This is a genomic window from Candidatus Pantoea gossypiicola, assembly GCF_008632075.1.
In the GTDB taxonomy this organism is placed as follows: Bacteria; Pseudomonadota; Gammaproteobacteria; order Enterobacterales; family Enterobacteriaceae; genus Pantoea; species Pantoea gossypiicola.
In genome coordinates this window covers 19612-43835 of sequence record NZ_VWVM01000013.1, presented here as the reverse complement: position 1 = coordinate 43835, position 24224 = coordinate 19612, and the positions used below count along the sequence as shown (strand labels likewise).

Sequence of the window (24224 nt, the reverse complement as noted above, 5' to 3'; positions counted from 1 at the left end):
GAGATCAAGGGATTGCGTGTCTGGTTCAGCATCTGCGGCGCGAGCAATTACTGATTGCACATGGCGGGAAGAGCAGGACTCTTACCGCCATGTAATTAATATCATTCCAGACGCATCACTCAACCATTATCGCGAAAGCCGGGATAAAGACTCATTCCACCATCGATAAACAGTGTGGTGCCATGAACATAGTCGGAAAGGTCACTGGCCAGCCAGACCACCGCATTCGCCACATCTTCCGCCGCACCAATACGTCCATAAGGGATGAGTTTTAACAGCGCTTTACCCGCTTCACCCTGGGTGGTTTCTTCGTTGATGGCAGTCGCGATAGCGCCGGGTGCTACTGAGTTGACGCGTATACGGTCTTCACCCACTTCCTGTGCCAGGCTTTTCATCAGCAAATCAACCCCGCCTTTTGACGCAGCGTAGTTAACATGTCCGGCCCAGGGAATGAGCTGATGCACCGAGCTCATATGAATGATCTTACCTACAGCCCGACTGATCTCCGGGCGGTGCGCCTGATCACGAAACTGACGCAGCGCAGCCCGAGCGCAAAGGAACTGCCCGGTCAGGTTCACATCCAGGACGGTATTCCAGTCTGCAAGCGACATCTCAATGGAAGGTGCATCCTTCTGCAGCCCTGAGTTCGCCACCAGAATATCCAGTCGGCCAAATTCAGCAATCGTCTGAGCAAAGAGATTTTCTACGTCAGTTTCCTTTGAGACATCACCCTTTACCGCAATGGCGCGTCCACCGTCTGCACGGATTCTATCAACCAATTCTTCGGCAGGTTCCGCCTGGCTGTGGTAGTTAACCACCACACCGGCACCTGCTTTGGCGAGTGCTTCAGCGCAGGCATAGCCGAGACCTGAGCTGGCGCCGGTAACCAGCGCAACCTGATTTTCGAGTGATAAGATCATGAGGCTTCCTTAATTCTTTAAATGATGAGCTTGTTAAACCCGGCGGGCATCATCAGGGGATTGAATATCAATGTATCGCTGACACCACGATTTTCAGATACCCACCCGGTGACTGAGCGGCTGGCCGGATCGTGCGCATGGGCCTGAGACACTGAATTATAGATGCGAAGTGAGGGGTTGGTTGGTGTTGCGGTCGGTATCGGGATTTGTGTTAATCAGAAGAGCGGTTTTCCCCCGCGGGGATATCACACAATGAGATTCTGCGGGATAAACAGGATAGCACTCCACCTTTTGACGTATTGCGTTGTGTTTTTTCAAATAGCTTTCGCTCTGTCCAAAAAGATGAATAAAAGGCCCGGCATCCAGGCCTGAAATTTTGTAATTCATGATATCGCCTGTCGTTTTCAGCAGTGAAGAATGACGTTATCGGATATCATTTCGGGAAACTCGCCGTTATCGGTCTGGGAGCTCAGGGAACGAGACTTTTTAGGAATGGCATTGGATGTGTTCATCAGTCTTTATTGCATGACTGGCTCGGGAGCTTTAATACGCAATCAATGCAGATCGTAAAATCTCAAGACCTCATCCGCACTCAGTGCCGGATGCTGGGGCAGATGCTTTAATAGCGCATAGCTAATAGGTATTTACCCTTCCACCCGGATAAGCAAAAAAAGGTTCTTGCGGCTGGTCTATGCCTTCAGGACAGCGTTAAAGCCACTGAACCCCCCCTTAGCCAGCATTTACAATATCTGTCATAACAACATCATTCGGATGTGAATGCATCTCTATCTGCGACAGGATGTCGATGTGTTTTAACTTTTCTGCCCATCGTGGCTCTCCATAGTTGTTAAAAAGTGGCTGAACTTCACCCTGTTAACGGCATGCTCGTCACATAAAATAAAACCTTTGTGCACTTTTTTGTGACAAATAACACAACCTCATTACGTCCTCAGGCAAGGGTAAGATTTTATCGTGATAATGGTTTTACTAAGTACATTACTGTTTTACAGGGTACAACAATCCGGTTTCTCCACTGCCCGTAAGCCGATGACAAAATTGTGAGGATCATCATGTCTGAAAAACAGCACATCACGACAATCTCTGCCGACATTGAGCAGCAGACCGTTAAGAAGGTGGTCTGGCGCATTTTGCCCTTTCTGATTGTCTGTTATCTGATTGCCATCATCGATCGCGGCAACATCGGAATGGCTTCATTACAGATGAACGAAGATTTAGGGTTGTCGAAAGCCGTATTTGGTTTTGCAAGCAGCCTGTTTTTCGTGGGTTACTTCCTGTTTGAAGTTCCCAGTAACCTCGCCATGCAGAAAATTGGGGCAAAGATCTGGATCTCTCGCATCATGGTGTCGTGGGGCATTATTTCGGTCTGTACTGCTTTTGTTGAAAGTGCCAATACGCTCTACGTACTGCGCTTTTTACTGGGTGCAGCCGAGGCAGGATTTTTCCCTGGCGTGATTCTTTATCTGACTTACTGGATCCCAGGCAAGTATCGTGCGCGAGTGATTGCAACGTTCATGGTGGCAATCCCGGCGGCAAACTTTATAGGATCGCCCATCTCCGGTCTGATTTTGTCGCTCGACGGCTGGTTAGGCATGCGTGGCTGGCACTGGTTGTTCATCCTGGAGGGTATTCCGGCGGTGATTCTGGGGATTGCCGCTTTCTTCTTACTCAGTAATCGTCCGACCGATGCCAGCTGGTTAAATCAGGAACAAAAAGCATGGCTGAGCACGACTATTCAGGCAGAAAACGAGAAGAAAAAAGCGATTGGTCATATCTCACTATGGCAGTTATTGCGTCACAAGCATATCTGGGTGATGGCGCTGATTTATGCGGGTGCTTCTGCGGCGGGATCAACGCTGAGCGTCTGGTCTCCACAACTGCTGAAATCGTTCGGTCTGGATAATTTCACCACCGGTCTGGTCAATGCGATCCCTTACGGTCTGGCATCCATTCTGATGATTATTTGGGGCAGAAGTTCTGACCGGAGCGGCGAGCGTCGCTGGCATACCGCGTTAACGCTGTTCCTGATTGCAGGTGGTCTGCTCTCCGCCTTTATCACCAACAGCCTGACCGGCAGTGTTGTCATCCTGTCTCTGGTATTGATCGGTGCCTACTCAATGAAAGGGCCTTTCTGGGCGCTGGCGTCAGGATGGATGTCATCCACTACCGCTGCTGCAGGTCTGGCCGCTATCGGTGCGATGGCAAACCTGATTGGCGGAGGGTTAATGGTCAACGTTTACGGCATCATTAATCAGGCGACCGGCAGCCATACGCTGGCAATGATGCCACTGGCTATCCTGTGTGGCATCGGCGGGATTGCGGTGCTGGTTATGGGTCGCAAAAAAGCATTAAACATCGAAGTTGACACGCATGCTTCACCAGTCAGTAAATAACGTAACATCACCTGCAGATGCTGAGCACTGCGTCTGCAGGTGAGCCTCTTCCGCTTTTACTGCCACAAGAGCACTGTTTTGAATATCCTTTGGTTATTTATCTTTGGATATTAAGACGTCACTGGATTTATTGAGCAGAGACGAGATCAGGCTTTCTGTTACCTAATCATACAAATGAATTTTAAGCCTCGCACCCTGTAAAACCAATGGCTCAAAGCGTGCGTCAGGGCACAAGCGAAGAGAAAATCCCCGGTGGGTTGAAGCATTAATATTACAACCATCAGCAGGTATATATTTCGTGGGTAATTTTTTAAAATGCTGGTTAACCAACATTGGGAAGTGTTAGCTAAGAGAAATTTAGCGATAGCTTAGGATCAGAAATACAGAACGCAATCTAAGAAGCATTTCGCTTAAAAGGAGTGTGTCTGGCATCAATACCTGATGAAAAATTCACGATCACAATCCCCGCCTGTTGAAGACAGAGCCATACCCATACGCTATCCTGCTGCGTTTACTTACCAGGGATTCGCAAGGCAACGTTGCTGTTGTCGCTTCAGGCAGGCCTGCATTACCCTGAACCCTCAATACTTATCCGGCTATTCCCCTTGACCATGGTGTTATGTCAACGTCCCGATACCCATCAGCAATCTCATGAACCCATCCTGCCCTCGCTTCCTGAGGCAGAAATGAGTGAAATATTGCTGTATGATATCGTCCTTCTGATAGGTGAGCTGAATGAAAATACGATTCACAGCGTTTCATGAACCGGTTTATACTTCTAAACCACGCAACCTGAAGGTAACAACTGACGTGAAGGATACCTACTACAACGACCAAAGGATAAATTCGTTGATCCAGGATGAACTGGATGCGTTCTTTGAGGATTACCCGGGTGTTGTCTATGCATACGCTATTATGAATAAAAAAGACCCTTCGCAGATGCAGATTATCAATAACAACCCGGCGTGGTTTGATGTTTACCTTGAAAGAAAATATCAGTTTATCGATCCCGTCATTATCCGTGGTTTGCGCTGCGTTGAAGACTACTTTTGGGAGAATGAAGTTATTTTGTCAGAAGGGTATAACCTCACCAGGATTTTCAACGAAAGTTTTCAATATAACATTTATCGGGGGCAGACATTTCCTCTGCATGACTACCTGAACAATCTGGTTGTGTTATCTGTTATTGGAACAAAGGATTTCGATTTTGATATTGATAAACATCGTTCAAAATTCATGAGTTTCCTTATTCATCTGCACCAGAAGACGCTTAATCTGTATAGTCAGCATCAGCAAAAAAAGAATGCCTTTTTATCACCGCGTGAGCGTCAGATTCTTAAGTGGGTCAGCGACGGCAAAACCTATGCCGAGATTGCTATTATTTTGTCTATTGCAGAGCGCACGGTAAAATTCCACATGGGTAATGTAATGAAAAAACTCGGTGTTAATAATGCAAGACATGCAATAAAACTTGGCGCAGAACTCCGCTTACTGGAAAACTGAGCCAGATAGTTATTTAAAGATGGCGTAAGTGCTGTAGCTTCTCACGAAGCCAGTCAGAGTGCTTGTCCTTAATGATGATATCCTCAATGACGCTACTGTTAGCAGGCATAAAAATGTAGTAGATAACCTCTCCCTTTTCAGAGAGCCCTTTTTGAATTACCTCTGTTTTCCAGTTGGCGTGGCGAAATATGGCATACATGCCACGACTGACCACTGCGTACATCCCTGAATATTTCTTCTTCATGCAAAACATAATCATTGCAAGAAACAAAGCTTTACTGGCGGGTAAACCTTCAAGTTTTGCAGCGTCACGTCTTTCTTTGTCTAAAAACAGGCGAGTAATTTCACAGGAGGGAATATCGGTAGGGAGACGACATACTCCTGAAAAGTATTTATGGAAAATTTCGCTCATCATCGTCGGCTGCGTCGAGTCTATGAATCTCGCACCGCATAGCAGCTGCCCGTTGTGCATACCCAGTAAGTAAGTTGTGTTTTTGTTATCAAAAAGGTCCTTTTCCATACCGTCAATGCATTCGACTTCCCAGTCGAGTCGATCCCGAAATGTTTTTCTTCTGAGCCGGTATAACTCATTCGCTTGTTCAACCGACAATTGATCATAATCACGCAAAAAAAAATCAACAGCAGAACTCATTAACTCGCCCTCAATAATCACATGATGAAACTATTGCCCCTGCCCTTTAGGACAGCTTTTATTATATCGTACAGGCCTTATACTAAAAAAGTACCTGACCACTGAGCACTTTCATTGCCCGGCGGCCAGGCGGTCAAAGACCAATGCAACACCAGGGAAAAGCACACGAGATTATGTGATATTCAAAGTCTCGCGTACAGAGTGCAAAAAGCATTCAAATAATAAAAATACCAGAATACGAAAAAAGTCAAATAACCATCATTAATTTATTGCCCCTTGTTGTTTTAAGGGGCAAGATTTCCTGTTCAGTGAATCCAGTCAATCAATGAATGTAAAATTAACCATTGAATGAGCAACATTACTGTTCATTTGATAGCCAAAGCAGGGAGTCTGCCTGGAAGTACTTCAGCGGTTAGCCTGCCCGTAGTATCATAAACAACATTCAAATGTTGATGTTGCACAACACTTTATCTGTAATTATCCCCTGAATGTTTAACGGCCGTGTCAGTAAATTGACAAATGGAACCTCGTTAGTGCAACTGAACTCTAATTGCGCATGTCAGAATTTTGAAAATATTAAATTCTCTGAGATAATTTTTATTGCTTACAAGAGCCAGCATAATCATATTGATACTATCTCAACAGAGAATAGCTGTTGCTCTTACTAAAAAATGCTCGGGCGCGTTACACTCGTTGTAAGCAGGGAACAAAATTAAGCAATATTGCTTCGAGAGAAAATGTCAGGCGAGCATATTTAACAGCCATTATTTTTGTTGGAAAGGGAAGGTGCTAATAATTAAGTTCAACACAATCCATCCACCGTCATTTTTTTCAGCCGTCCACTCCTTGCTCATTTCGGACGCTGACCAGCAGCTATCCAATATGAGCCAATATCAGACATTTGTCGCAATGAAAGTAGCCGTGATGTGTTTTCATTATTCTGAGGTACGTTAGAATAACCTCCTTGAAAACAAGAGAACCGGCGTAAAAAGGCAACCGAAGGCTATCTGCCATCGGAAACGCGCTGGCAGGAATGTTCTTCATAGGATTTGTGCGCGCCTCGCAAGCGCAACGTCATAACAGAATAGCGTGAACCGCCGTGAGGCGGTTTTTTATGCGCTTTCAAAGAATGGGGCGTCTGCTTATAAAATTTTAAGTTTTAGCTGGCGACCGATTACGTAAAACCTCACCCACAACCGGGGCAGCGGTGAATGCAGCTGGCCAGCCACTGTAGAATGCCGCCTGGGTCACAATTTCACCTGCTTCTTCTGCTGAAAGTCCATTGTCCATAGCCCTGTTAAGGTGATAGCCAATCTGTACGCTCTGTCCGGATGCGATTAACGCGCTGACCGTAATCAGACTTCTGTCGCGAGGCTTAAGCGCTGGTCTTTGCCAGAGATCCAGGAATAGTGGGTCAGCAGTGAACTTAACCAGTCCGGGTGAAACAGATCCGACATTTTTTTCAACTGTTTCAGCGCGTCGCTTTTCTGCCTCCTGGTTAAGCGGAAGCAGGGATGGGTCAACTGGGGGAAGCGCATCCAGCGTAACGCCACGGTTCTCAAATATCGCTTTGGTGACACGGACTGCTGACATGGCGTTGGGCCATCCTGAGTAGAACGCCAGATGGGTGATGATCTCTGATACCTCTGCTGGTGTAACACCACTATTAAGTGCGACTTCAATATAGTGTTTCAGCTCGCCAGACTGGTTCCGGGCAATGAGCATGGCGATGGTCACTATACTGCGGTCCCGCTGAGACAGGGCACTGCGATTCCAGAGATCGTCAGTCATTGCTTCGTGGCCAAAGCGTGCCAGTGCGGGTGAGACAGACCGGATATCAGCCTCCGGAAGGGCTGATGGCTCAATTTGTTTCATTATTGCTTCACCTTTTATCTCGTTTGCGGTAGCAAAATCGCAAAGTACGAGCGACAGGGCCGCCGCTGTAATCACGCCTTTCATATCAATCCTCGCTGGTCAACGGTCAGGGTTGCTGCGACCTATTTTCCTGAACTGATTCCACCTTTGTTCTGCAGAAATACTGGTTCAACAGGAATAGCTTTCTTGCTGGCGCTCATATCTGATGTCTGCGCGATATAATTTTTGAAATGCGGTGTTTGTCTGTGCAATTGATAATCTTCTTCACTGGTGTAAATCTCATAGAAATACCAGCGATTGATATTGTTCACATCTGTCGCGGCATACATTGCAAGCACTCCCTTCTCAACACGAAGTGATTCCGCCATTTCGGGAAGAACAATATTTTTGAACGCGGTCTGAAATTCAGGCTTTACCTCGACAACCACCAGGTTATTGATAGTTCGCTTATTCTGTACGATGTGCTTGTCGCCGAGAAACTGTGGCATAAGGGTGATCTTCTGCTTCTGCTCAATAATTTCCGGCGCGCGGGCAGCAAAAGCCTTATAGGGTTCTGACCCCAGATGCTTGCGCCAGGCACTCTCGTTTTCATAGAGTTCGACCATGTAAGCCTGATGAATATTGTCACGACGTTTCAGGGCGTACATCGCCAGCGTGCCTGCTTCATGATCAACTGAGGCAGAAATCGTTTGTCTGGCAATTTCGTCAAAATGCCTGTCCTGATCGGGTCTGATGCCTATATTAAAAATATTCATCACAGTTTTGTCCTGAATATCCGGATTTTTAGCAAAGACAGGGCTGCTTAACAGCATGCAAATTAAAAGCACGAGACTATTTTTCACGGTTGTCCCTTCACTGAAATATATGTTTAACTGTCGACGAATTAATGTTTGAGGCGCTCGATCAACTGATGCTGATATAAGAGCAGCTGATCGTTACGGGCGCTTTCAAAAACCAGTGGAGGAAGCCACGTCATTCCTGCATGAAGGGCGCTGGCTTTCATCGGTAAAAACACATCCTCAAGGGCCACCCCGATCCTGCCGTCTGTCCCGTAAGTGGAGCTTCCACCCGCAGCGGTACTGACAAGCAGCATTTCCTTTCCCTGCCACAGGCCGGGTCCGACACTGCCCCAGGTTTCATTCAGCCAGGCTTTGATCATCGGTGTAATATTGAACCAGTGAGTCGGGAAGATAAAAACGACTCTGGTATGTTCACGCATCATTTTTCGCTCTGTGTCACCATCGATGCGGCGGGTGTCATAGCCGTACAGAGTCTCAAGGTTGCGAACCGTCACTCCATCCAGACTTTCCGCAGCTTTCTGTAACCCCTTTGTAAGGACTGAACGTTCCGGATAAGGATGAGAGACGATAACGAGCGTTTTAATGTCGGTCATTTCGCGACTTTGCGCATAACTGACTGGCATGAGAAAATTGAATATAAATAAAAAAAATGCTGCTGCTCTGTACTGACATAACCACATTATAAAACCTCCGTTGTTTTAATAAGGCTTCCCGGAAATAACGAGTGCAGGCACGCTAGTGAGCCTGTTCCGGTAATCCTTCTACAATGTAGGTGCGCGAAATACCTGCACGGTGACGGATGGGAATAATCTTCTGGTAGGCTGCTGAGTTGTACCAGTCCTGAGCTTTTTTGATACTCTCAAACTGGATAATGACCAGTCGTCCTTGTGCTCCAGACCCTTCCTTAACATCGGGTTCACCTCCTCTGACGATGAAATGTCCACCAAAGGGCCTGAAGGTTGACTCAACCTGAGCGCTGTACGGTTTTATAGCTTCACGATCGGTTGCCTGAAACTCCGCGACGTAATAAGCAGGCGTTGCCGCCACTGCCGAAGCGAGCCCGGATAACGCCAACAAAAAAGCTACAGCTGCTTTGTATACCATCTTTCCTCCTGATATTGATTTCATGAAACCAGATAAGGCTACCGCGTCCAGACCTGCTTAGCGTCTTTCGTTTGCGGCGTGTTTTGCGCCATGATCCCTGTCAGAACGTGCGGCTGATAGGTTTCTTCCAGAAACCGGATCTCTTCCGGGTCCAGTCGAAGGTTCACCGCATTTACCGCGCCGTCGACATGTTCTTTTTTTGTGGCGCCAACGACAGGGGACGTGACTTTAGTCAGCAGCCAGGCGAGTGAGATTTCTGTCATAGATATCTGATGCCGCTCGGCAAGCTCGGCTATGCGCTCGATAATGATCCGATCCTGTTCTGCCGTACTGTCATACTTCCCGCGGGCGTAGTCATCCTCAATGGCTCGCCGCGTGTGACCTTCTTTTCGGGAAAGACGGCCGCTGGCCAGGGCGCTATAGGGGGTCAGTGCGATATCCTCTTCAGCGCACAGTCCGAAGAGCTCTCGTTCATCTTCACGCATAATCAGGTTGTAGTGGCTCTGCATCGAAACAAAGGGTGTCAGCCCTTCGTGCCTGGCAAGCGCGTTTGCCTTAGCCAGCTGCCAGGCGTAACAGTTTGAGATGCCAGTCGCGCGTACCTTACCAGCGGTAACGGCGTCATGCAGTGCTTCAAGTACGTCGATAATGGGCGTGTTGTAATCCCAGATGTGGCAGACGTAGAGGTCGATGTAATCCATCCCAAGATTTTGCAGACTCTGATCAAGCGAGCGGGTTATCGCCGCTTTTCCGCTGATCCCTTCGGCAATTTGCGCGGGCGTTCGCGGCAGAAACTTGGTGGCCAGCACCACCTCTTCGCGTTTCGCCATATCACGTAATGCTCGCCCAACGTAACGTTCGCTTGATCCGTTCTGGTAGGCGATGGCGGTATCGTAAAAATTAATGCCCTGTTCAAGTCCGTGGCGAATGATATTCCGGCTTTCTGTTTCGTCCAGTGTCCAGCGATGCTGGCCCGTTAACGGATTGCCAAATCCCATGCATCCCATGCAGATGCGAGAGACAAGTAAGTCACTTTTACCGAGCCGGGTATACTGCATCGTTATTCTCCCTCTGGATTAATTGCGTATGGTGTTGAGCAGATCGACCAGCCTTGAGGCGTGCTCCCGGGCAAGCATTTTTTGTCCGGCGATTTTGTCGGCATCGCGGTCCACGTAGCTGATACCACAGGTATAAACGGGTGCCAGCATCTCAAGATTGCACAGCCTTGCCGTGGTCCCGAACGGAATGAGGTACGTCTCAATGGTGTGGCCAAAGAAACCGTCAGCGGCATAGAGCGCTTCTGGTGCTCCGGTGGTGAAAGAGAGGATCAGCTTTTTTCCGCCCAGCTTCGCCGTTGAGCCATGTGCAAAGCCGTGAACAAAGACCTCGTCGAGCCATTTTTTCATTAACCCCGGCAACCCATACCAGGAAAAAGGAAACTGCCAGACAATCACATCGGCCCTGAGCAGACTTTCCTGCTCCGCGCTGATATTGAATTTTCCGTCCGGATAGAGCCAGTCCAGACGACGAATTTCCGCGTCGGGCAGGGCGGTCGCTACCTCGTCAATGATGGTGGCATTAGCAATAGAGTGAGTAAGATCCGGATGCCCGGAAATAATAAGGATATTCTTCATTTCAATAAGTTAGACAGTGTTGATGAATGTTCAACCCAGTATAGGTGGGCAACATTATTTTTTTTAGAGCAGCAAAGACTCAATCACTTTTAGATAAAAACTAATAATGGGTGACTGAATCTCATCGTAATCATTCATCATAAACACTGAGAATTAACCCGGGATGTTAAGCAGATGTTCTGCATTGCGAAACGCGATGGCTTCTTTTTCGGCCTTGCTGACGGGCAGACTTTCAATAAATGTTTTTACACCGTCCAGCGTCTGATAGGGATAATCAACTGAGAACAGGATCCTTTCCGCGCCCATCAACTCATAGATAAATCGGAAGTGTGGCAGGGTCAGCATACCTGACGGGGTAACATAAACGTGCTCCTGGAAAGTCCTGGTCAGCGTGCGCGACAGGCCCGTTGCAGCCAGTGGCAGGCTGTCATCAAGACGCTGAAGCCAGAAGGGGAGCATCTCCCCCCAGTGGCCGCTTATTACCTGCAGGTGGGGATATTTGTCAAAGGCGCCTGACAGCATCAGCCGTAACAACTGGATCCCGGCTTCGTGATGCCAGCCCCAGCCAAACATAGAAAGTCTTGCTGTTACCTCAGCGCTGAAACCGGTGAAGTAAGCCTGTTGCACGCTTTTAAACGGTAATCCGGGATGAAGATAGAGTGGCACACCCAGTTTATTAAAACGAGAGAGCAGGGCGTCATAGTCAGGATGATCAAGAAAACACGAAGAGGGTCTGCCATTCAGAAGTGCCCCCTTAAATCCCAATTCATCAATCGCGCGGATAAGCTCTTTTTCGGCTTCTTCCGGCTGTGTCCAGGGAAGTGTGGCAAACGCCGCGAAGCGATCCGGATGATGGCTTACTGCCCCGGCAAGGTAATTGTTTGCTGCCGTGTTTAACGCCACCGCTTTATTTTCGGGTGCCAGATGAGGGAATCCGCCCACAGAGAGAATTTGCATGGTAATTCCGGCTTCATCCATATCGCCGAGTCGCCTGCTTCCCGTATCGGCCCCTTTCGGGTTAATAAGTGCGTTTTTTTCTATCTGTGGACGGCTTCGGTCAGCATTGTGACCATCGGTGACTGTTTTCCCCCAGTCGCTAAGGTAGGGTGCCTGCTCAAGCGCGACAGGTATGGAGGCTGGTCCTGAATCACTGTCGAGATAATGTTCTTCGAGGCAAATGATTTTCATACTCTCACCATTAATGAGCGACATTTTGCGAGTAGAACTAAGCCACCTGGTCGGGGCTTAGTCCAGGAAAGGCTTTCCTTTCCATATATCAGAAGCCAATGGAAAGGGAATCATCCTTCCATGTTTCCAGTGCATCACTTAAGGTCTGGATTTTTTTTCGGGCAGCGTCATAAACATCTTCACCTAAAAAATAATGCAGTGGAGGATTTTCGAGCTGGCTTATTTTAATTAATTTAGCTGCTGCTTTTTGAGGATCCCCCATTTGCTGTCCGTTCATATCCTCTGCTGCCTCTTTTTCATTTTCTCTCACCAGGACATAGTCTGAAACGGGATGCGAGGGCAGCATGAGGGATCCTTTTGAAAGAAATCCAGTCCTCATATGTCCGGGATAGACAAGGGTCACCTTAATACCAAACGGTTTAACTTCTGCGGCAAGCGCTTCACTAAGACCGGCCACAGCAAATTTTGCTGCACAATAGATACCCCAGCCAGGAATGTATCCCTGAATACCTGCCATGGATGAAATATTAATAATATGGCCATTTCCTCGAGCCCGAAGGTGTGGCATAACTTCGCGGATCACATTAAGCATACCAAATACATTCACATCAAAACTTCTGCGTACCTCTGAATCCTGTAGTTCTTCAAGCGTTCCCGTCTGACCAAAGCCGGCATTGTTAACCACAACATCAATTGCACCAAAGTGGCTGAGTGCAATACCCACAGCTGCTTTTACGCTCGACTCATCATTTACATCCATGCTGACAGGAAGAAAGTTGCTTGTTTTACCGATGGTTTTATCAAGAGAATCTATATTTCTGGTTGTAGCTACGACGTTTTGTCCTGTTGCGAGAAGTTGCTTAACAATAATTAATCCCAGTCCGCTGGAAGATCCTGTAATAAACCATGTTTTTTTATCCGACATTTCAATTCCTTTATATTATTTCTGCTTAGTAGTGGCAAAAATGGCGCTTTATCTGCTTTATCTGCTTTATCTGCTTTATCTGCTTTATTAAACCATCGGGTTTTCCCAGGCCCCACGCGTATCCACACCGGTCTCTGCGGCAAGCTGTTCCAGCAGGATGATTTCCTCATGACTTAATTTGATTTCTAAAGCGCTGGCAGCATCCAGAACGTGATGGATTTTGGTTGCCCCAATAAGTGGAAGAGTACCTTTCGCAATAGCCCATGCGATGGCTATTTGTGCAACGCTGGCATTCCTTTCTGCCCCTATTTTTTTCATGGCGGCGGTCATTTTTTCAATCTGCGGCAGCATGGCATTATAACTTCCGGCCCGACCACTTCCGGCAGGCATAGGGTTACTGGAGTCATAACGACCACTCAGCGCGCCCTGCTCCAGGACCATGTAAGCGAAGAAAGTGATGTTATGTTGTTGGCAATAATCCAGGATCCCTCCCTCTTCAGAGGCACGGTAGAGCAGGCTATAGTGATTCTGTACTGCACTGATGGCATAACCGGAGGCGTTAAGGATCTCGTTGGCGCGTTTGATTTGTGCCAGATTGTGGTTAGAGACACCGACCTGTTTTACTTTACCGCTTTGTAAGAGTGGGATTAGCCCGGGAGTCCATTTCTCAACGTCGAAAGGATTATGGATCCAGTAAATATCAATCTCTTCCACGCCCAGGCGCTCAAGGCTGGCCTCAAGCATGTCGCTGACGGGCTGTGCTGACTGTTCGTTGGCAATCTGCGGTGTAAATTTAGTTGATAGAATCATGTCATTGCGGGAAAACTGACGGACCAGAGAACCCAGCGCGGCCTCGGAATTTCCCATGCCATAAACCGCTGCGGTATCCCAAAGATTAAGGCCCTTGCTCATGGCTGTGGTGAATACCTCAGCCATCTGACTATCAGAAAGATGGTTGCCAAAGACCGTGTCGCCACCGGCAAAACCAGTACCCCAGGACCATGTGCCCAGTGCTATTGGTGGAAGTGTTTTCATATTCAACTCCTGTGAAAGGCCGGAACGTTGCCTACCTAAACCGGCCGGAGTAAGTAACATAGGAAATAACTGAGGTACGGCTTACGCTGTCTGTCGGAGCGCCTCTACCAGCGCCACACCCACACCGTGCGCTGAAGCGGGGTTTTGGCCCGTGATCAGGCGTCCGTCGGTCATCACATTCTCAGACCAGTTTGCGGCTTCATGATAGAGCGCACCATGCTCGCGAAGTGCGGTCTCCAGCAGGAAGGGAACCACATCTGTGGTGTGAACGTCTTCCTCTTCTTTGTTAGTAAAGGCCGCCACATTTTTCCCGTTCACAAGGTATTCACCGTTGCTGAGTTTTGCGTCGACCAGTGCCGCGGGACCGTGACAGACAGCTGAAACAACGCCATAACTTTCATACACTTCGCGGACAATACGCTGGGCGTCGGGACTGTCACGAAAATCCCACATCGTGCCATGCCCGCCTGCAAAGAAAACGGCGCAGTAATCGCCACCATTCAGCTCAGAAAGTGCAGGCGTTGATGCCAGACGCTGCTGAAAATCAGTTTCGTTCCAGAACCAGGCATTGACAGGGTCGCTGAGGTCAAACCCATCAACGGGCGGTTGTCCTCCCCGAATACTGGCTATCGTCGTTTTCAGTCCGGCGTCTTCCAGCACTTTGAGTACATGCGTCAGTTCGGCGAGGAAAAACCCGGTCGATACTCCCGATGCGCCTTTAATCGGATGGCTGGAAACGACACACAGCACAGGTTTATCTGCAGGTTTCATATCAGGCCTTACTGTTGATTTTTGAATTCAGCGGCGAAAAGACTTTCCCAGTTAATAAATGACCCCAGAGGAATGCACTCGAAGCTTAATAAGCCTGCTTTTGCCAGCGGAAATTCGGCCATTACGCTCATTGCTTCATTGACAGAGTCACATTCAAGAAAAATAGCGACGCCGGGTCTGTCCTGGCGGAAGTAGATGTCGCGGATGAAGCCGGATTTATATAGTTCCCATGCGCGGAGCGCTTCAGCCGTTAGGTGAGGTGCATATTTTTCCAGCGATGCACCCGCGGCGGGAACATCCAGACATAAAATTCGCATCATAGTCTCCTGAACTCAGGTCGTTGCGGAAGGAGGCTAAAGTATAAAAGCCGCATTTCAGGATGATTAGAGGGCCGTTGACTTAAGCATCTTTAGGCTGTAATTAATAATCAGGCGATGATGGCTGAGGGAAAACATTATGAATAATGTACTATATAATCAGATACGCATCTTTCAGAGCATTGCGCGTGAGGGCAATATTTCGGCCGCCGCAAGGAAACTTGAAATCACGCCTCCCTCCGTCAGCAATGCGCTTAAGCTCCTGGAAGAGCATATTGGCCATCCGCTTTTTGTGCGGACAACCCGTCGTATTGAGTTAACGGAAACCGGACAGCGGTTTCTGGAACAGACTGCAGCTGCAGTTGAGTCGCTTGAAAAATCACTGGAAAGTATACGCGACCAAAACCACGAGCCCTCAGGTATGGTGCGAATAACGCTCTCGCGTTTTGCATACCTGTTAATCCTTAAGCCCGTGATGGCGGAATTCTGTCAGCAATATCCGGGTATAAAGCTGGAAATTTCGGTCTTTGACGGCACTGTGAATATTATCGAAGAGCATTTTGACCTGGGAATTCGTTTTGGCGATATTCTTGAGGGCGGGGTGGTAGCACGGCCATTAATGAAATCGTTTCGTGAAGGGTTGTATGCATCCTCAGCATACCTGGCTGAACATGGAACACCGGAGGTGCCGGCAGATCTCAGTCATCACCAACTGATTGGATACCGTTTTATCACTAACAACCGCATTCTTCCGCTGATTCTGAACGATTGTGGAGAGCAGTTAACCGTTGAGATGCCTGGGCAGTTAATCAGTAATGATATTGACGTTATGGCAGACGGAATACGCAACGGCCTGGGGATTGGGCGCTTGTTTGAACCCATCTGGCAGTTACAACCCGACCAGGAGCAATTTATACCGGTGATGGAAAGCTACTGGAAAACTTATCCTCCAGTATATCTTTATTATCCCAAAAGCGCGGGTAAGACCAAAAGAGTGAAGGCCCTGATTGATTTTTTGATAGCCGCTACGGGACGATAAAACAGGATACTTTAAGCTGACCGACAGCATGAAAAAACATTTCGCACGCCTGCCTTCAGGCGTATGAAGCCGAAAGGTGATGTGATGATTTGAACAATGATAAAGCCTTTGCTATTAATGCGACTTCAGCTGCTTGCTTAAAGCAGACACGCATTATTTATAACCCACGTGCAAAGTCGATTGCTTCTTAACGGTTTTAATTGATGCTGAGACTCAAACCCTTAAAAAAGCCGACTGAATAGCGATAAATCTTATCCAGTCGGCTACAGATATGGCTCAGGACACCGCGCTTGCGTTTTTCAGGGACTCCAGAACGTTCAGAATATTACTGGCCGCCACCGTACCCATCTTCACGTAGGAGTTATCACTGACGCCGCCAATGTGGGGCGACAGAATGACATTCTCAACATGCTGCCAGATGTGCGGTGCCGTCAGAGGTTCAGTGGGGAAACTGTCCAGTGCGGCCCAGGCGACGGTGCCATTGTTCAGTGCCGCTAAAAGCGCGTCGTCATCAATAAGACCACCGCGTGCCGTGTTTACCAGAATGGTGCCTTTTTTAAACAACGCGAGTTTCTCTGCATTGATCATCTGGCGTGTCTGTTCGGTCAATGGGCAGTGCAGCGAAATGATGTCTGCCTGTTGCAGCAGTTCGTCAAGTGAGGCGGACTCACACTCATCAGGAAAGGATTTTGCAAAAGGATCAAAGGCGAGCACCTTCATGCCAAACGCCCGCCCAATGCGGGCAACGCGACCGCCAATTGCACCAAGCCCGACCAGACCCAGCGTTCTGCCTTCCAGCTCCACGGATTTATGGGTGGACTTATCCCAGTGCCCCTGACGCATCCGCTGATCCAGCGTTATCACCGATTTGGCGCAGGCTAAAATCATCGCCCAGGTATGCTCAGCCACCGCCGCTGCGTTGGCACCCGGCGCAGACTGCACACGGATATCGCGTGCCGCAGCTGCCTGTTGATCAATAACGTCAATGCCGCTGCCGTGTTTGGATATTACGCGCAGGGCAGGCGCAGCATCCATGATGCGGGCGTTAATTTTTCCGTAACGGACAATTATCGCGACTGGGTTATGCTGCTGGCAGAGTCTGAACAGGGTATCTTCGTCGGGCTGTTTGCCTGCATAAACCAGGCTGAACGCGTTTAGCAGGCTGACCGCCTGCGGAGCCAGATCGCTGGCTGTGACCAGAATGACGGGAAGCTGGGTTGTCATCAGAGCGTCTCCCCATCCGTCAGCATGCCAGCGGTAAGAAGGGCTTTCTCAAGCCACGGCGCGCGAAGGTCGCCATCACGAATGGCGGCAATACGCCCGGTCTCGAAATCCAGTTTTTTCTGTGCCAGTTCAAGCAAGGCAGGGATCTCTTCACGGGGCAGAATCACCACGCCATCAATATCACCGATGACGAGATCGCCTGGCTGAATGGCTGCGCCCGCGACAGAAACAGGGTAGTTGACCCGTCCCGCAACAGACTTGGTGGGGCCACAGGGATTCAGACCCGCGGCAAACACCGGAAAGCCGTTCGCACTCAGTGCATCGGCGTCTCGCACCGCGCCATCGATAATAATCCCGGCGATGCCGGAGGCTTCAGCCTGGGTCGACATGATTTCTCCGATCAAGGCACAGCTGATATCGCCTTTGCCATCAACCACAATCACGTCGCCTGGCTGGGCGATAGCCAGTGCGGCATGGATCGCCAGATTATCGCCTGGCCGGACCTCGACGGTGATAGCGGGACCAGCGACTTTCATAGTGGAGGCTATCGGTTTGACACGACCATGCAGCGTCCCGCGTCGACCGGCGACATCCGCCAGTATCGCAGCCTGGAACTGAGCCGCCTGTTTAACAAGTTCTGGCGCGACACGAACAATGTCGCGATTGATGAAGGTATTCTCTGCATGTGGCATAGATCATTCCTCTTTCGTTTTATTAGGTACAACAAAGTTGTACAATATAAAACTACTATATCGATGTTAATTCACATCGCACCAGTGTTAAGCACTCATTTGTGATGTAAATACGATGTGAATCACAAATTGCGCGGTAAACTGCCTGCCGTCGCACACAGGAGGACGTACTGATGGGGAATGAGGGCGTAATTGCCGTAGAAAAAGCGCTGGCGCTGCTGGATTGTTTTAAACCTGGCGAGGAGTCGCTGACGCTTACCGCGCTGGCGCAGCTGTCGGGTTATCACAAAACGACGGTCTATCGCCTGATGAACTCACTTGAGCGCATGAATTATGTGATTCGCCGTGACAATGGCGTCTATACCCTGGGGCCGAGGCTGCTCTATCTGGGCAAGCTCTATGAACAATCCTTTCATCTGGCCAGCATTGTACAGCCTGAGCTTCACGCTCTGGCGACGGCGACGGGTGAAAGCGCCTCATGGTATGTGATTGAAAACGATCAGCGACTCTGTCTGTTCAGAGCTGAGCCTTCGGAAGGACTGCGTGAAACGCGTCTGCCCGGCACCTTTCTGCCGCTGGATAACTCTGCCATCGGACAGGTGCTTCGTTACTGGGGAAAGAACGAACCCCTGTTTGACGCTGTACCTGAACTGCCTCTCTTTACCTCGGGAATGCGCGATCCGCACATTGCGGCATTTTCCGTACCGGTGTTTGGAGAAGGTGACAGGCTGCTCGCTGCGCTGGCACTGACCGGGCCATCGTCACGCCTGACGCAGGCGAAGTGTGAAAGCGGACTGGGAAAACTGATGAAAGAAGCGGCCAGCCGGCTTTCAGTGAAATCAGGCGCGCGCAAAGTGACATGCGATAATTTTTATAAAATTTAGCAGACACCTGGGGCACAGGTGATCCCCTTTCAGGGCCATGCTCGCCGGAGCAGCAAGGTTTTTCTGGTGGGCGTCGGTTGATTTCCGCTAAGGTGAATAAAGTGATGTCTGGCGTGGATGAGTACCAGCCCCTCAAAAGCCTCAATGCCGTGACAGGGTAAGCATTGGTTAACTAATTGATAATAAATGCAATTAATCACTTCCGGTGCGCCTTTAAACATCCTGTCTTAACTTCAGGTGTTTAAAGGCGCACTGTCCGCATGAAAAATTCCCCGCTTTCCCACTTCAACATGAATTTCCTTCATGTTCGTTGAAATTTAATCACTTTTTTTCAACCGGATGTTGAGGCATAAAGTAAGAATTGTTAATAACTTTGAGTCATATGAATGCTTGTTAAGGGATAGCAAAGTCGCATAACCCTGAAGCAACAAATCATATCAGCGACCAGGATACCCGATAGCGATGAACAACTTAGCCTTTACCCTTAAGCGCATTCGTTTCGACGAAAACTATAACCCTTCGAAAAATACGCGGGCGACGACTAACTTCGCTAATCTGGCGCGTGGCGAAAAACGGCAGGAAAACCTGCATAACGCGCTGGCGATGATCGACAACCGGTTTAACGCGCTGGCGCACTGGGACAATCCTAAAAGCGATCGTTACTCTGTCGAACTTGAGATTATCTCTGCTGAGCTGAATCTTCGTCCTGACAGCAACGACGAATCGTTCCCGGCGATTGAGATTCTGAAGACGCATATCGTCGATCACAAAACCGGTGAGCGTTTTGAAGGGATTGTCGGCAATAACTTCTCATCCTACGTACGTGATTATGATTTCAGTGTGGTGCTGATCGAGCACAATAAAGGCCAGACTGAATTCAGTCTGCCGGATGATTTCGGCCAGCTGCACGGCAACATTTTTAAAAGCTTCGTGAACTCTGCGGCTTATAAAGAAAACTTCAATAAGTCTCCGGTCATTTGCCTGAGTGTGTCGAGCAAAAACACCTATGTGCGTACCGGTAATGTGCATCCGGTGCTCGGCATCGAATATCAGCAGGATGCGCCTTCGCTGACTGATTTTTATTTTGGAAAAATGGGCCTGAAAGTGCGTTTCTTTATGCCGCAGGGCAGTGTTGCGCCGCTGGCCTTCTACTTCCACGGTGACCTGCTCAGCGATTACACCAATCTTGAGCTGATCAGCACTATCAGCACCATGGAAACATTCCAGAAGATCTATCGCCCGGAAATTTATAACGCGAATTCTGCAGCCGGACAGTGCTATCAGCCAACGCTGCAGCATCAGGATTATTCATTAACCCGCATCGTTTACGATCGCGAAGAGCGCAGCCGTCTGGCCGTAGAGCAGGGTAAGTTTACTGAGACGCATTTCATCAAGCCGAATCAGACACTGCTCGCACAATGGTCTGCTGAATCCGTTCTTTGATTAATTAAAAACAAAAGGTCACCTGCTATGAAAACTTTATTACCGACATCCACTGCGGGCAGCCTGCCTAAACCATCCTGGATTGCGCAACCAGAGGTGCTGTGGTCACCCTGGAAGCTGCAGGATGACGAGTTAGTTGACGGTAAAAGAGATGCACTGCGTCTCTGTCTGGACGACCAGGTTCGCGCCGGTATTGATATCGTCAGTGATGGTGAGCAGACCCGTCAGCACTTTGTGACGACGTTTATTGAACACCTCAGCGGCGTGGATTTTGAGAAGCGTGAAGTGGTACGCATCCGTAATCGTTATGACGCCAGCGTACCGACCGTAGTGGGTGAAGTTTCACGTCAGAAGCCAGTGTTTGTTGAAGATGCAAAAATCCTGCGCAAGCTGACCGATCGTCCTATTAAGTGGGCGTTGCCTGGTCCAATGACGATGATCGATACCCTTTATGACAATCACTATAAAAGTCGCGAAAAGCTGGCCTGGGAATTTGCAAAAATCCTGAATCAGGAAGCGAAAGAGTTAGAAGCCGCGGGCGTTGATATTATTCAGTTCGACGAACCTGCATTTAACGTTTTCTTCGATGAAGTGAATGACTGGGGTATCGCCGCGTTAGAGCGAGCGATTGAAGGGCTGAAGTGTGAAACTGCCGTTCACATCTGCTACGGCTACGGCATCAAAGCGAATACCGACTGGAAGAAAACGCTGGGTACAGAGTGGCGTCAGTACGAAGAGATCTTCCCGAAACTGCAGCGTTCGGCTATCGACATCGTCTCACTTGAGTGCCAGAACTCTCGCGTTCCAATGGATTTGATCGAGCTGATTCGCGGTAAAAAAGTCATGGTCGGTGCTATCGACGTGGCGACTCACGAGATTGAGACACCGGAAGCAGTCGCAAACACGCTGCGCAAAGCGCTGCAGTTCGTGGATGCTGAAAATCTCTATCCTTCAACCAACTGCGGCATGATTCCCCTGCCACGTCAGGTTGCCAATGGCAAACTGCATGCGTTGAGTGCGGGTGCCGGGATTGTTCGCCGGGAAATTCTGGGAAAATAATCTTTTCCTGAGCAGGCTCAGTCCGGCTTCAGATGCCTGAAAGCCGGACTGAGCTGTCCTTGTCAGGCGCGTCGGATCCAGACGCATCAGCGGCTGACCGCGTTTAACCTTCTGAACGGTATCCACATCCACCAGACGTTCAGGAATTTTGCCTTGTACTCTGAAACTGAGATCGCTTTGAATCCGGGCGACCATAACGCCGGTAAAGGCGTGAGCGTGATCCATCGCGCTTACCACGGTTGCTGTCCGCATCAGGGGAGCCTGCGTTCGGGGATCGTTCTGATTGGAAGGTTCACTGCAGGCCACCAGGGCCAGCAGCAACACGTAAACTGCAAGGATGGCGGATTTATGCCTGCGCATGAGTTCCCTTAAAGCGGTAACGGGAAAATTTACGCATTCTCATTCCTGTGACCAATTAAGTCGATCGTCACTTGTGGCTGAATTTCTCATCATGAACACGTAAAGTGGCGTCATTGTTAAGGAGTCATTACAAAAGGTTGTGGTAGCTGAATAGGGGTGATATCAGGGGATGAGGGCGAAGAGAGCGGTGCAGTAAGACATTTACTCATATTAATCCCCGTAACCCCAAAACCGCAGAGCTCATAGATATGACGTGCTCGAGCATTATCACCGGCAACACGAAGTCTGATTTGTTCAAAGTTTTTATTGCATAAGTCCTGTTCTAACGCGTGCAGGGGCTGTTTACCGGGTCCATGACCCTGGTATTTTTTAAAAATGAAAATCGTAAATGAAGACTGTACGTGTCGCTGTATCGTGTTTGTACCAGAGTTAGCCGACATGTTTATAACCTGGCCAGAATGTTCGAAGTGACAAAATCGGGCAGTGACATGAACGTCATTTTCAGCGTGTTTGCCGATGTGATTCATTCCACGCCGAATCCAGGCAACAAAGCATAACCCTCGATCGATGATGCACTTAAACAGCTGGAGGTTTATCGCCAGCAGTGGCAGACGTTCACTGATAAATACTTAGCGTAAATCGTGATAATCCTGCGTTTGACGGCTCTCTCGTGGCAATAAAGCCAGCCTGAGAGCCGCGTGTGCGGGATTGCTACGATGAGGCTGTTTTGTCAGATGAGGCACTCCGATAAACCCGACTTAAAACGAAAAGCACCTATTACACATTTACAAATTTAAATGTGTAAATATAATGATGCCTTTTACACATCAGAGGAATGTTTGTCATGCCGTCACTGTTTACCCCCCTGAACCTGGGCGATCTCACGCTTCGTAACCGCATGGTATTGCCGCCGCTGACGCGTTGCCGCAGTGAGCAGCCGGGTAACATTCCCGGCGAGTTGATGGTGGAGTATTACCGTCAGCGTGCCAGCGCGGGACTGATGATCACTGAAGGCACCCAGATTGAGCCTCGCGGGCAGGGCTATGCATGGACGCCGGGGATCCACAGCGACGCCCAGATCGCGGGCTGGAAGAAGGTCACAGAGGCGGTACATCAGGAAGGTGCCACAATTTTCTGCCAGCTCTGGCATGTTGGCCGCGTCTCTCACAATGAACTTCAGCCAGGTAAGCAGCCACCGATAGCGCCTTCAGCCATCGCCGCTGATAACGTCCGGGTGTTTATCGAAACCGGACCCGGTGCGGGGATATTAACTGCACCCAGCGAACCACGGACACTGACGAACGCAGAAGTAAAAGAGATCGTGGCGCTTTATCGGCGTGCGGCGGAAAATGCAAAAGAGTCCGGTTTTGACGGTGTAGAACTGCACTCCGCCAACGGTTATCTGATTAACCAGTTTATTTCGGAGCATACCAACTTCCGCACGGATGAATATGGCGGCTCAGCAGAGAATCGTCTGCGTTTCCTGCGTGAAGTTGTTGAGGCGGTCAGCGCGGTGTTTGGCAGCCATCGTGTGGGCGTCCGGTTTGCGCCGCTGTTTTCGAGTACTGATGAAGAGCGCGTCTATCTCGGTCTGGTTGAAAGCGATCCCCATGCGACCTACATCCGTGCCGCGCAGCTGCTGAATGAGCTGGAAGTTGGCTATCTCTCGATTGCTGAAGCAGACTGGGATAATAGCCCGGATATGCCAGAAAGTTTCCGCGTTGCACTGCGCGATACATTTCGTTCTCCGATCATCTATTCTGGTCGCTACACCGCGGAAAAAGCACAGCGTATGCTGGATAACGGCTGGGGTGACCTGGTGGGTTTTGGCCGCGCGTTTATTGCGAATCCCGATTTGCCGGCACGCATTAAAGCAGGTTATCCGCTGAATCCCGTTGATCACGCCTCCCTGTATGGTGGCACTGAGAAAGGCTATACTGACTATCCTGTTTTTCAATCCTGATCTTATGTGAGGCGGCATGTCCCCCGAAAATGCCCTGAAGTTACTGTCCAACCCGACCCGAGTGGCAGTGCTGAAGTGGCTTAAAAATCCTGACGAAGCGTTTGCGGGCTATTCGCAGCTCTATCCCTTCGCTCAGTATGGCGTCTGTGCCACCCTGATCCAGGACAAGGCGGGCTTATCACAGCCCGCTACCTCGTTATGTCTGAAAGCCCTGCACAATGCGGGACTGGTCGAAGCCAGCAAAGTCGGGAAGTGGACCTATTATCGCCGCGCTGAACCGCGTATTCGTGAAATAACCGACGTGGTGACACAATCGCTGCAGGCGCTTTAGGGCACTTGCAGTATTAGCATTTTTCTCTTTCCGCATCTGCGAATGAAGAGTGTTTGCACTCAGAGCAAGAGTCTGCACATATCCCCCGAATTTC

At 49.2% G+C, this 24224-nt stretch carries 25 protein-coding genes and 1 pseudogene; 8 read left to right on the top strand and 18 right to left on the bottom strand.

Annotated features, from left to right (window positions below; all coding sequences use genetic code 11):
- Window positions 1-119: 119 nt before the first annotated feature.
- The gene (locus tag F3I20_RS16370) at window positions 120-920 is read right to left on the bottom strand and encodes an SDR family oxidoreductase (RefSeq protein ID WP_150015411.1); all 801 of its coding nucleotides are present in this window, start codon (window positions 918-920) and stop codon (window positions 120-122) included.
- Window positions 921-1076: 156 nt separating this feature from the next.
- Window positions 1077-1307 (bottom strand): hypothetical protein, encoded by a 231-nt coding sequence (locus F3I20_RS16360; protein WP_223813107.1) that lies wholly within the window; start codon window positions 1305-1307, stop codon window positions 1077-1079.
- A gap of 683 nt (window positions 1308-1990) precedes the next feature.
- On the opposite strand from F3I20_RS16360, the gene F3I20_RS16355 reads away from it, so the two are divergent.
- Together F3I20_RS16355 and F3I20_RS16350 are read left to right on the top strand one after the other, a co-directional pair.
- Window positions 1991-3331, top strand: a complete 1341-nt coding sequence (locus tag F3I20_RS16355; RefSeq protein ID WP_150037964.1) for an MFS transporter — start codon at window positions 1991-1993, stop codon at window positions 3329-3331.
- Window positions 3332-4141: 810 nt separating this feature from the next.
- The gene (locus F3I20_RS16350; RefSeq protein ID WP_150015438.1) at window positions 4142-4834 is read left to right on the top strand and encodes a helix-turn-helix transcriptional regulator; all 693 of its coding nucleotides are present in this window, start codon (window positions 4142-4144) and stop codon (window positions 4832-4834) included.
- 13 nt (window positions 4835-4847) lie between these two features.
- On the opposite strand, the gene F3I20_RS16345 is transcribed toward F3I20_RS16350, so the two are convergent.
- The 12 genes from F3I20_RS16345 to F3I20_RS16285 form a co-directional block, all read right to left on the bottom strand.
- Window positions 4848-5486 (bottom strand): acyl-homoserine-lactone synthase, encoded by a 639-nt coding sequence (locus F3I20_RS16345; RefSeq protein ID WP_150015409.1) that lies wholly within the window; start codon window positions 5484-5486, stop codon window positions 4848-4850.
- A gap of 1152 nt (window positions 5487-6638) precedes the next feature.
- A complete protein-coding gene (locus F3I20_RS16335; protein WP_150015408.1) occupies window positions 6639-7445 on the bottom strand; it encodes a carboxymuconolactone decarboxylase family protein in 807 nt (268 codons plus the stop codon).
- Window positions 7446-7483: 38 nt separating this feature from the next.
- Window positions 7484-8173, bottom strand: coding sequence for an antibiotic biosynthesis monooxygenase (locus F3I20_RS16330; RefSeq protein ID WP_190285979.1), 690 nt, complete (start codon window positions 8171-8173; stop codon window positions 7484-7486).
- Window positions 8174-8244: 71 nt separating this feature from the next.
- Window positions 8245-8784: an NAD(P)H-dependent oxidoreductase gene (locus F3I20_RS16325; RefSeq protein ID WP_223811708.1), complete on the bottom strand. Its 540-nt coding sequence runs from the start codon at window positions 8782-8784 to the stop codon at window positions 8245-8247.
- Between the two features lie 112 nt (window positions 8785-8896).
- Window positions 8897-9265, bottom strand: a complete 369-nt coding sequence (locus F3I20_RS16320) for a DUF1330 domain-containing protein (RefSeq protein ID WP_150015406.1) — start codon at window positions 9263-9265, stop codon at window positions 8897-8899.
- Between the two features lie 38 nt (window positions 9266-9303).
- Entirely contained in the window at window positions 9304-10323 is a 1020-nt protein-coding gene (locus F3I20_RS16315; RefSeq protein WP_150015405.1) for an aldo/keto reductase, read from the bottom strand.
- Window positions 10324-10341: 18 nt separating this feature from the next.
- Window positions 10342-10899, bottom strand: a complete 558-nt coding sequence (locus F3I20_RS16310) for an NAD(P)H-dependent oxidoreductase (RefSeq protein ID WP_150015404.1) — start codon at window positions 10897-10899, stop codon at window positions 10342-10344.
- A gap of 153 nt (window positions 10900-11052) precedes the next feature.
- Window positions 11053-12087 carry an amidohydrolase family protein gene (locus F3I20_RS16305; RefSeq protein ID WP_150015436.1) on the bottom strand — a complete coding sequence of 345 codons (1035 nt, stop codon included), beginning with the start codon at window positions 12085-12087 and terminating at the stop codon, window positions 11053-11055.
- 88 nt (window positions 12088-12175) lie between these two features.
- Window positions 12176-13012: an SDR family NAD(P)-dependent oxidoreductase gene (locus F3I20_RS16300; RefSeq protein WP_150015403.1), complete on the bottom strand. Its 837-nt coding sequence runs from the start codon at window positions 13010-13012 to the stop codon at window positions 12176-12178.
- An 87-nt stretch (window positions 13013-13099) separates the two neighbouring features.
- Entirely contained in the window at window positions 13100-14047 is a 948-nt protein-coding gene (locus F3I20_RS16295; protein WP_150037965.1) for an aldo/keto reductase, read from the bottom strand.
- Window positions 14048-14128: 81 nt separating this feature from the next.
- The gene (locus F3I20_RS16290) at window positions 14129-14818 is read right to left on the bottom strand and encodes a type 1 glutamine amidotransferase domain-containing protein (RefSeq protein WP_150037966.1); all 690 of its coding nucleotides are present in this window, start codon (window positions 14816-14818) and stop codon (window positions 14129-14131) included.
- An 8-nt stretch (window positions 14819-14826) separates the two neighbouring features.
- Window positions 14827-15135: a superoxide dismutase gene (locus F3I20_RS16285; RefSeq protein WP_150015435.1), complete on the bottom strand. Its 309-nt coding sequence runs from the start codon at window positions 15133-15135 to the stop codon at window positions 14827-14829.
- A 139-nt stretch (window positions 15136-15274) separates the two neighbouring features.
- Here F3I20_RS16285 and F3I20_RS16280 point away from each other — a divergent pair, with 139 nt between their 5' ends.
- Window positions 15275-16174, top strand: coding sequence for a LysR family transcriptional regulator (locus F3I20_RS16280; RefSeq protein WP_150015400.1), 900 nt, complete (start codon window positions 15275-15277; stop codon window positions 16172-16174).
- Between the two features lie 276 nt (window positions 16175-16450).
- Here F3I20_RS16280 and F3I20_RS16275 read toward each other — a convergent pair whose 3' ends face one another.
- Both F3I20_RS16275 and F3I20_RS16270 read right to left on the bottom strand, forming a co-directional pair.
- A complete protein-coding gene (locus F3I20_RS16275; protein ID WP_150037967.1) occupies window positions 16451-17398 on the bottom strand; it encodes a hydroxyacid dehydrogenase in 948 nt (315 codons plus the stop codon).
- Window positions 17398-18090, bottom strand: a complete 693-nt coding sequence (locus tag F3I20_RS16270; protein WP_150037968.1) for an RraA family protein — start codon at window positions 18088-18090, stop codon at window positions 17398-17400. Before F3I20_RS16270 ends, F3I20_RS16275 begins: the two co-directional genes overlap by 1 nt.
- A 173-nt stretch (window positions 18091-18263) precedes the next feature.
- Here F3I20_RS16270 and F3I20_RS16265 point away from each other — a divergent pair, with 173 nt between their 5' ends.
- From F3I20_RS16265 to F3I20_RS16255, 3 genes are all read left to right on the top strand, one after another.
- Window positions 18264-18974, top strand: coding sequence for an IclR family transcriptional regulator (locus F3I20_RS16265; protein ID WP_150037969.1), 711 nt, complete (start codon window positions 18264-18266; stop codon window positions 18972-18974).
- A gap of 462 nt (window positions 18975-19436) precedes the next feature.
- Window positions 19437-20417: a DUF1852 domain-containing protein gene (locus F3I20_RS16260; protein WP_150037970.1), complete on the top strand. Its 981-nt coding sequence runs from the start codon at window positions 19437-19439 to the stop codon at window positions 20415-20417.
- A 27-nt stretch (window positions 20418-20444) separates the two neighbouring features.
- Window positions 20445-21476 carry a methionine synthase gene (locus F3I20_RS16255; protein ID WP_150037971.1) on the top strand — a complete coding sequence of 344 codons (1032 nt, stop codon included), beginning with the start codon at window positions 20445-20447 and terminating at the stop codon, window positions 21474-21476.
- 24 nt (window positions 21477-21500) lie between these two features.
- Here F3I20_RS16255 and F3I20_RS16250 read toward each other — a convergent pair.
- Together F3I20_RS16250 and F3I20_RS16245 are read right to left on the bottom strand one after the other, a co-directional pair.
- Window positions 21501-21836, bottom strand: a pseudogene (locus F3I20_RS16250) (efflux RND transporter periplasmic adaptor subunit); the annotation flags it as partial.
- A gap of 116 nt (window positions 21837-21952) precedes the next feature.
- The gene (locus F3I20_RS16245) at window positions 21953-22276 is read right to left on the bottom strand and encodes a GNAT family N-acetyltransferase (protein WP_369414037.1); all 324 of its coding nucleotides are present in this window, start codon (window positions 22274-22276) and stop codon (window positions 21953-21955) included.
- Window positions 22277-22680: 404 nt separating this feature from the next.
- Between F3I20_RS16245 and F3I20_RS16240 the strand changes: the two genes are divergently transcribed.
- Together F3I20_RS16240 and F3I20_RS16235 are read left to right on the top strand one after the other, a co-directional pair.
- Window positions 22681-23799, top strand: a complete 1119-nt coding sequence (locus tag F3I20_RS16240; protein ID WP_150037972.1) for an alkene reductase — start codon at window positions 22681-22683, stop codon at window positions 23797-23799.
- A gap of 16 nt (window positions 23800-23815) precedes the next feature.
- Window positions 23816-24130: an ArsR/SmtB family transcription factor gene (locus F3I20_RS16235; protein ID WP_013196130.1), complete on the top strand. Its 315-nt coding sequence runs from the start codon at window positions 23816-23818 to the stop codon at window positions 24128-24130.
- Window positions 24131-24224 lie beyond the last annotated feature (94 nt).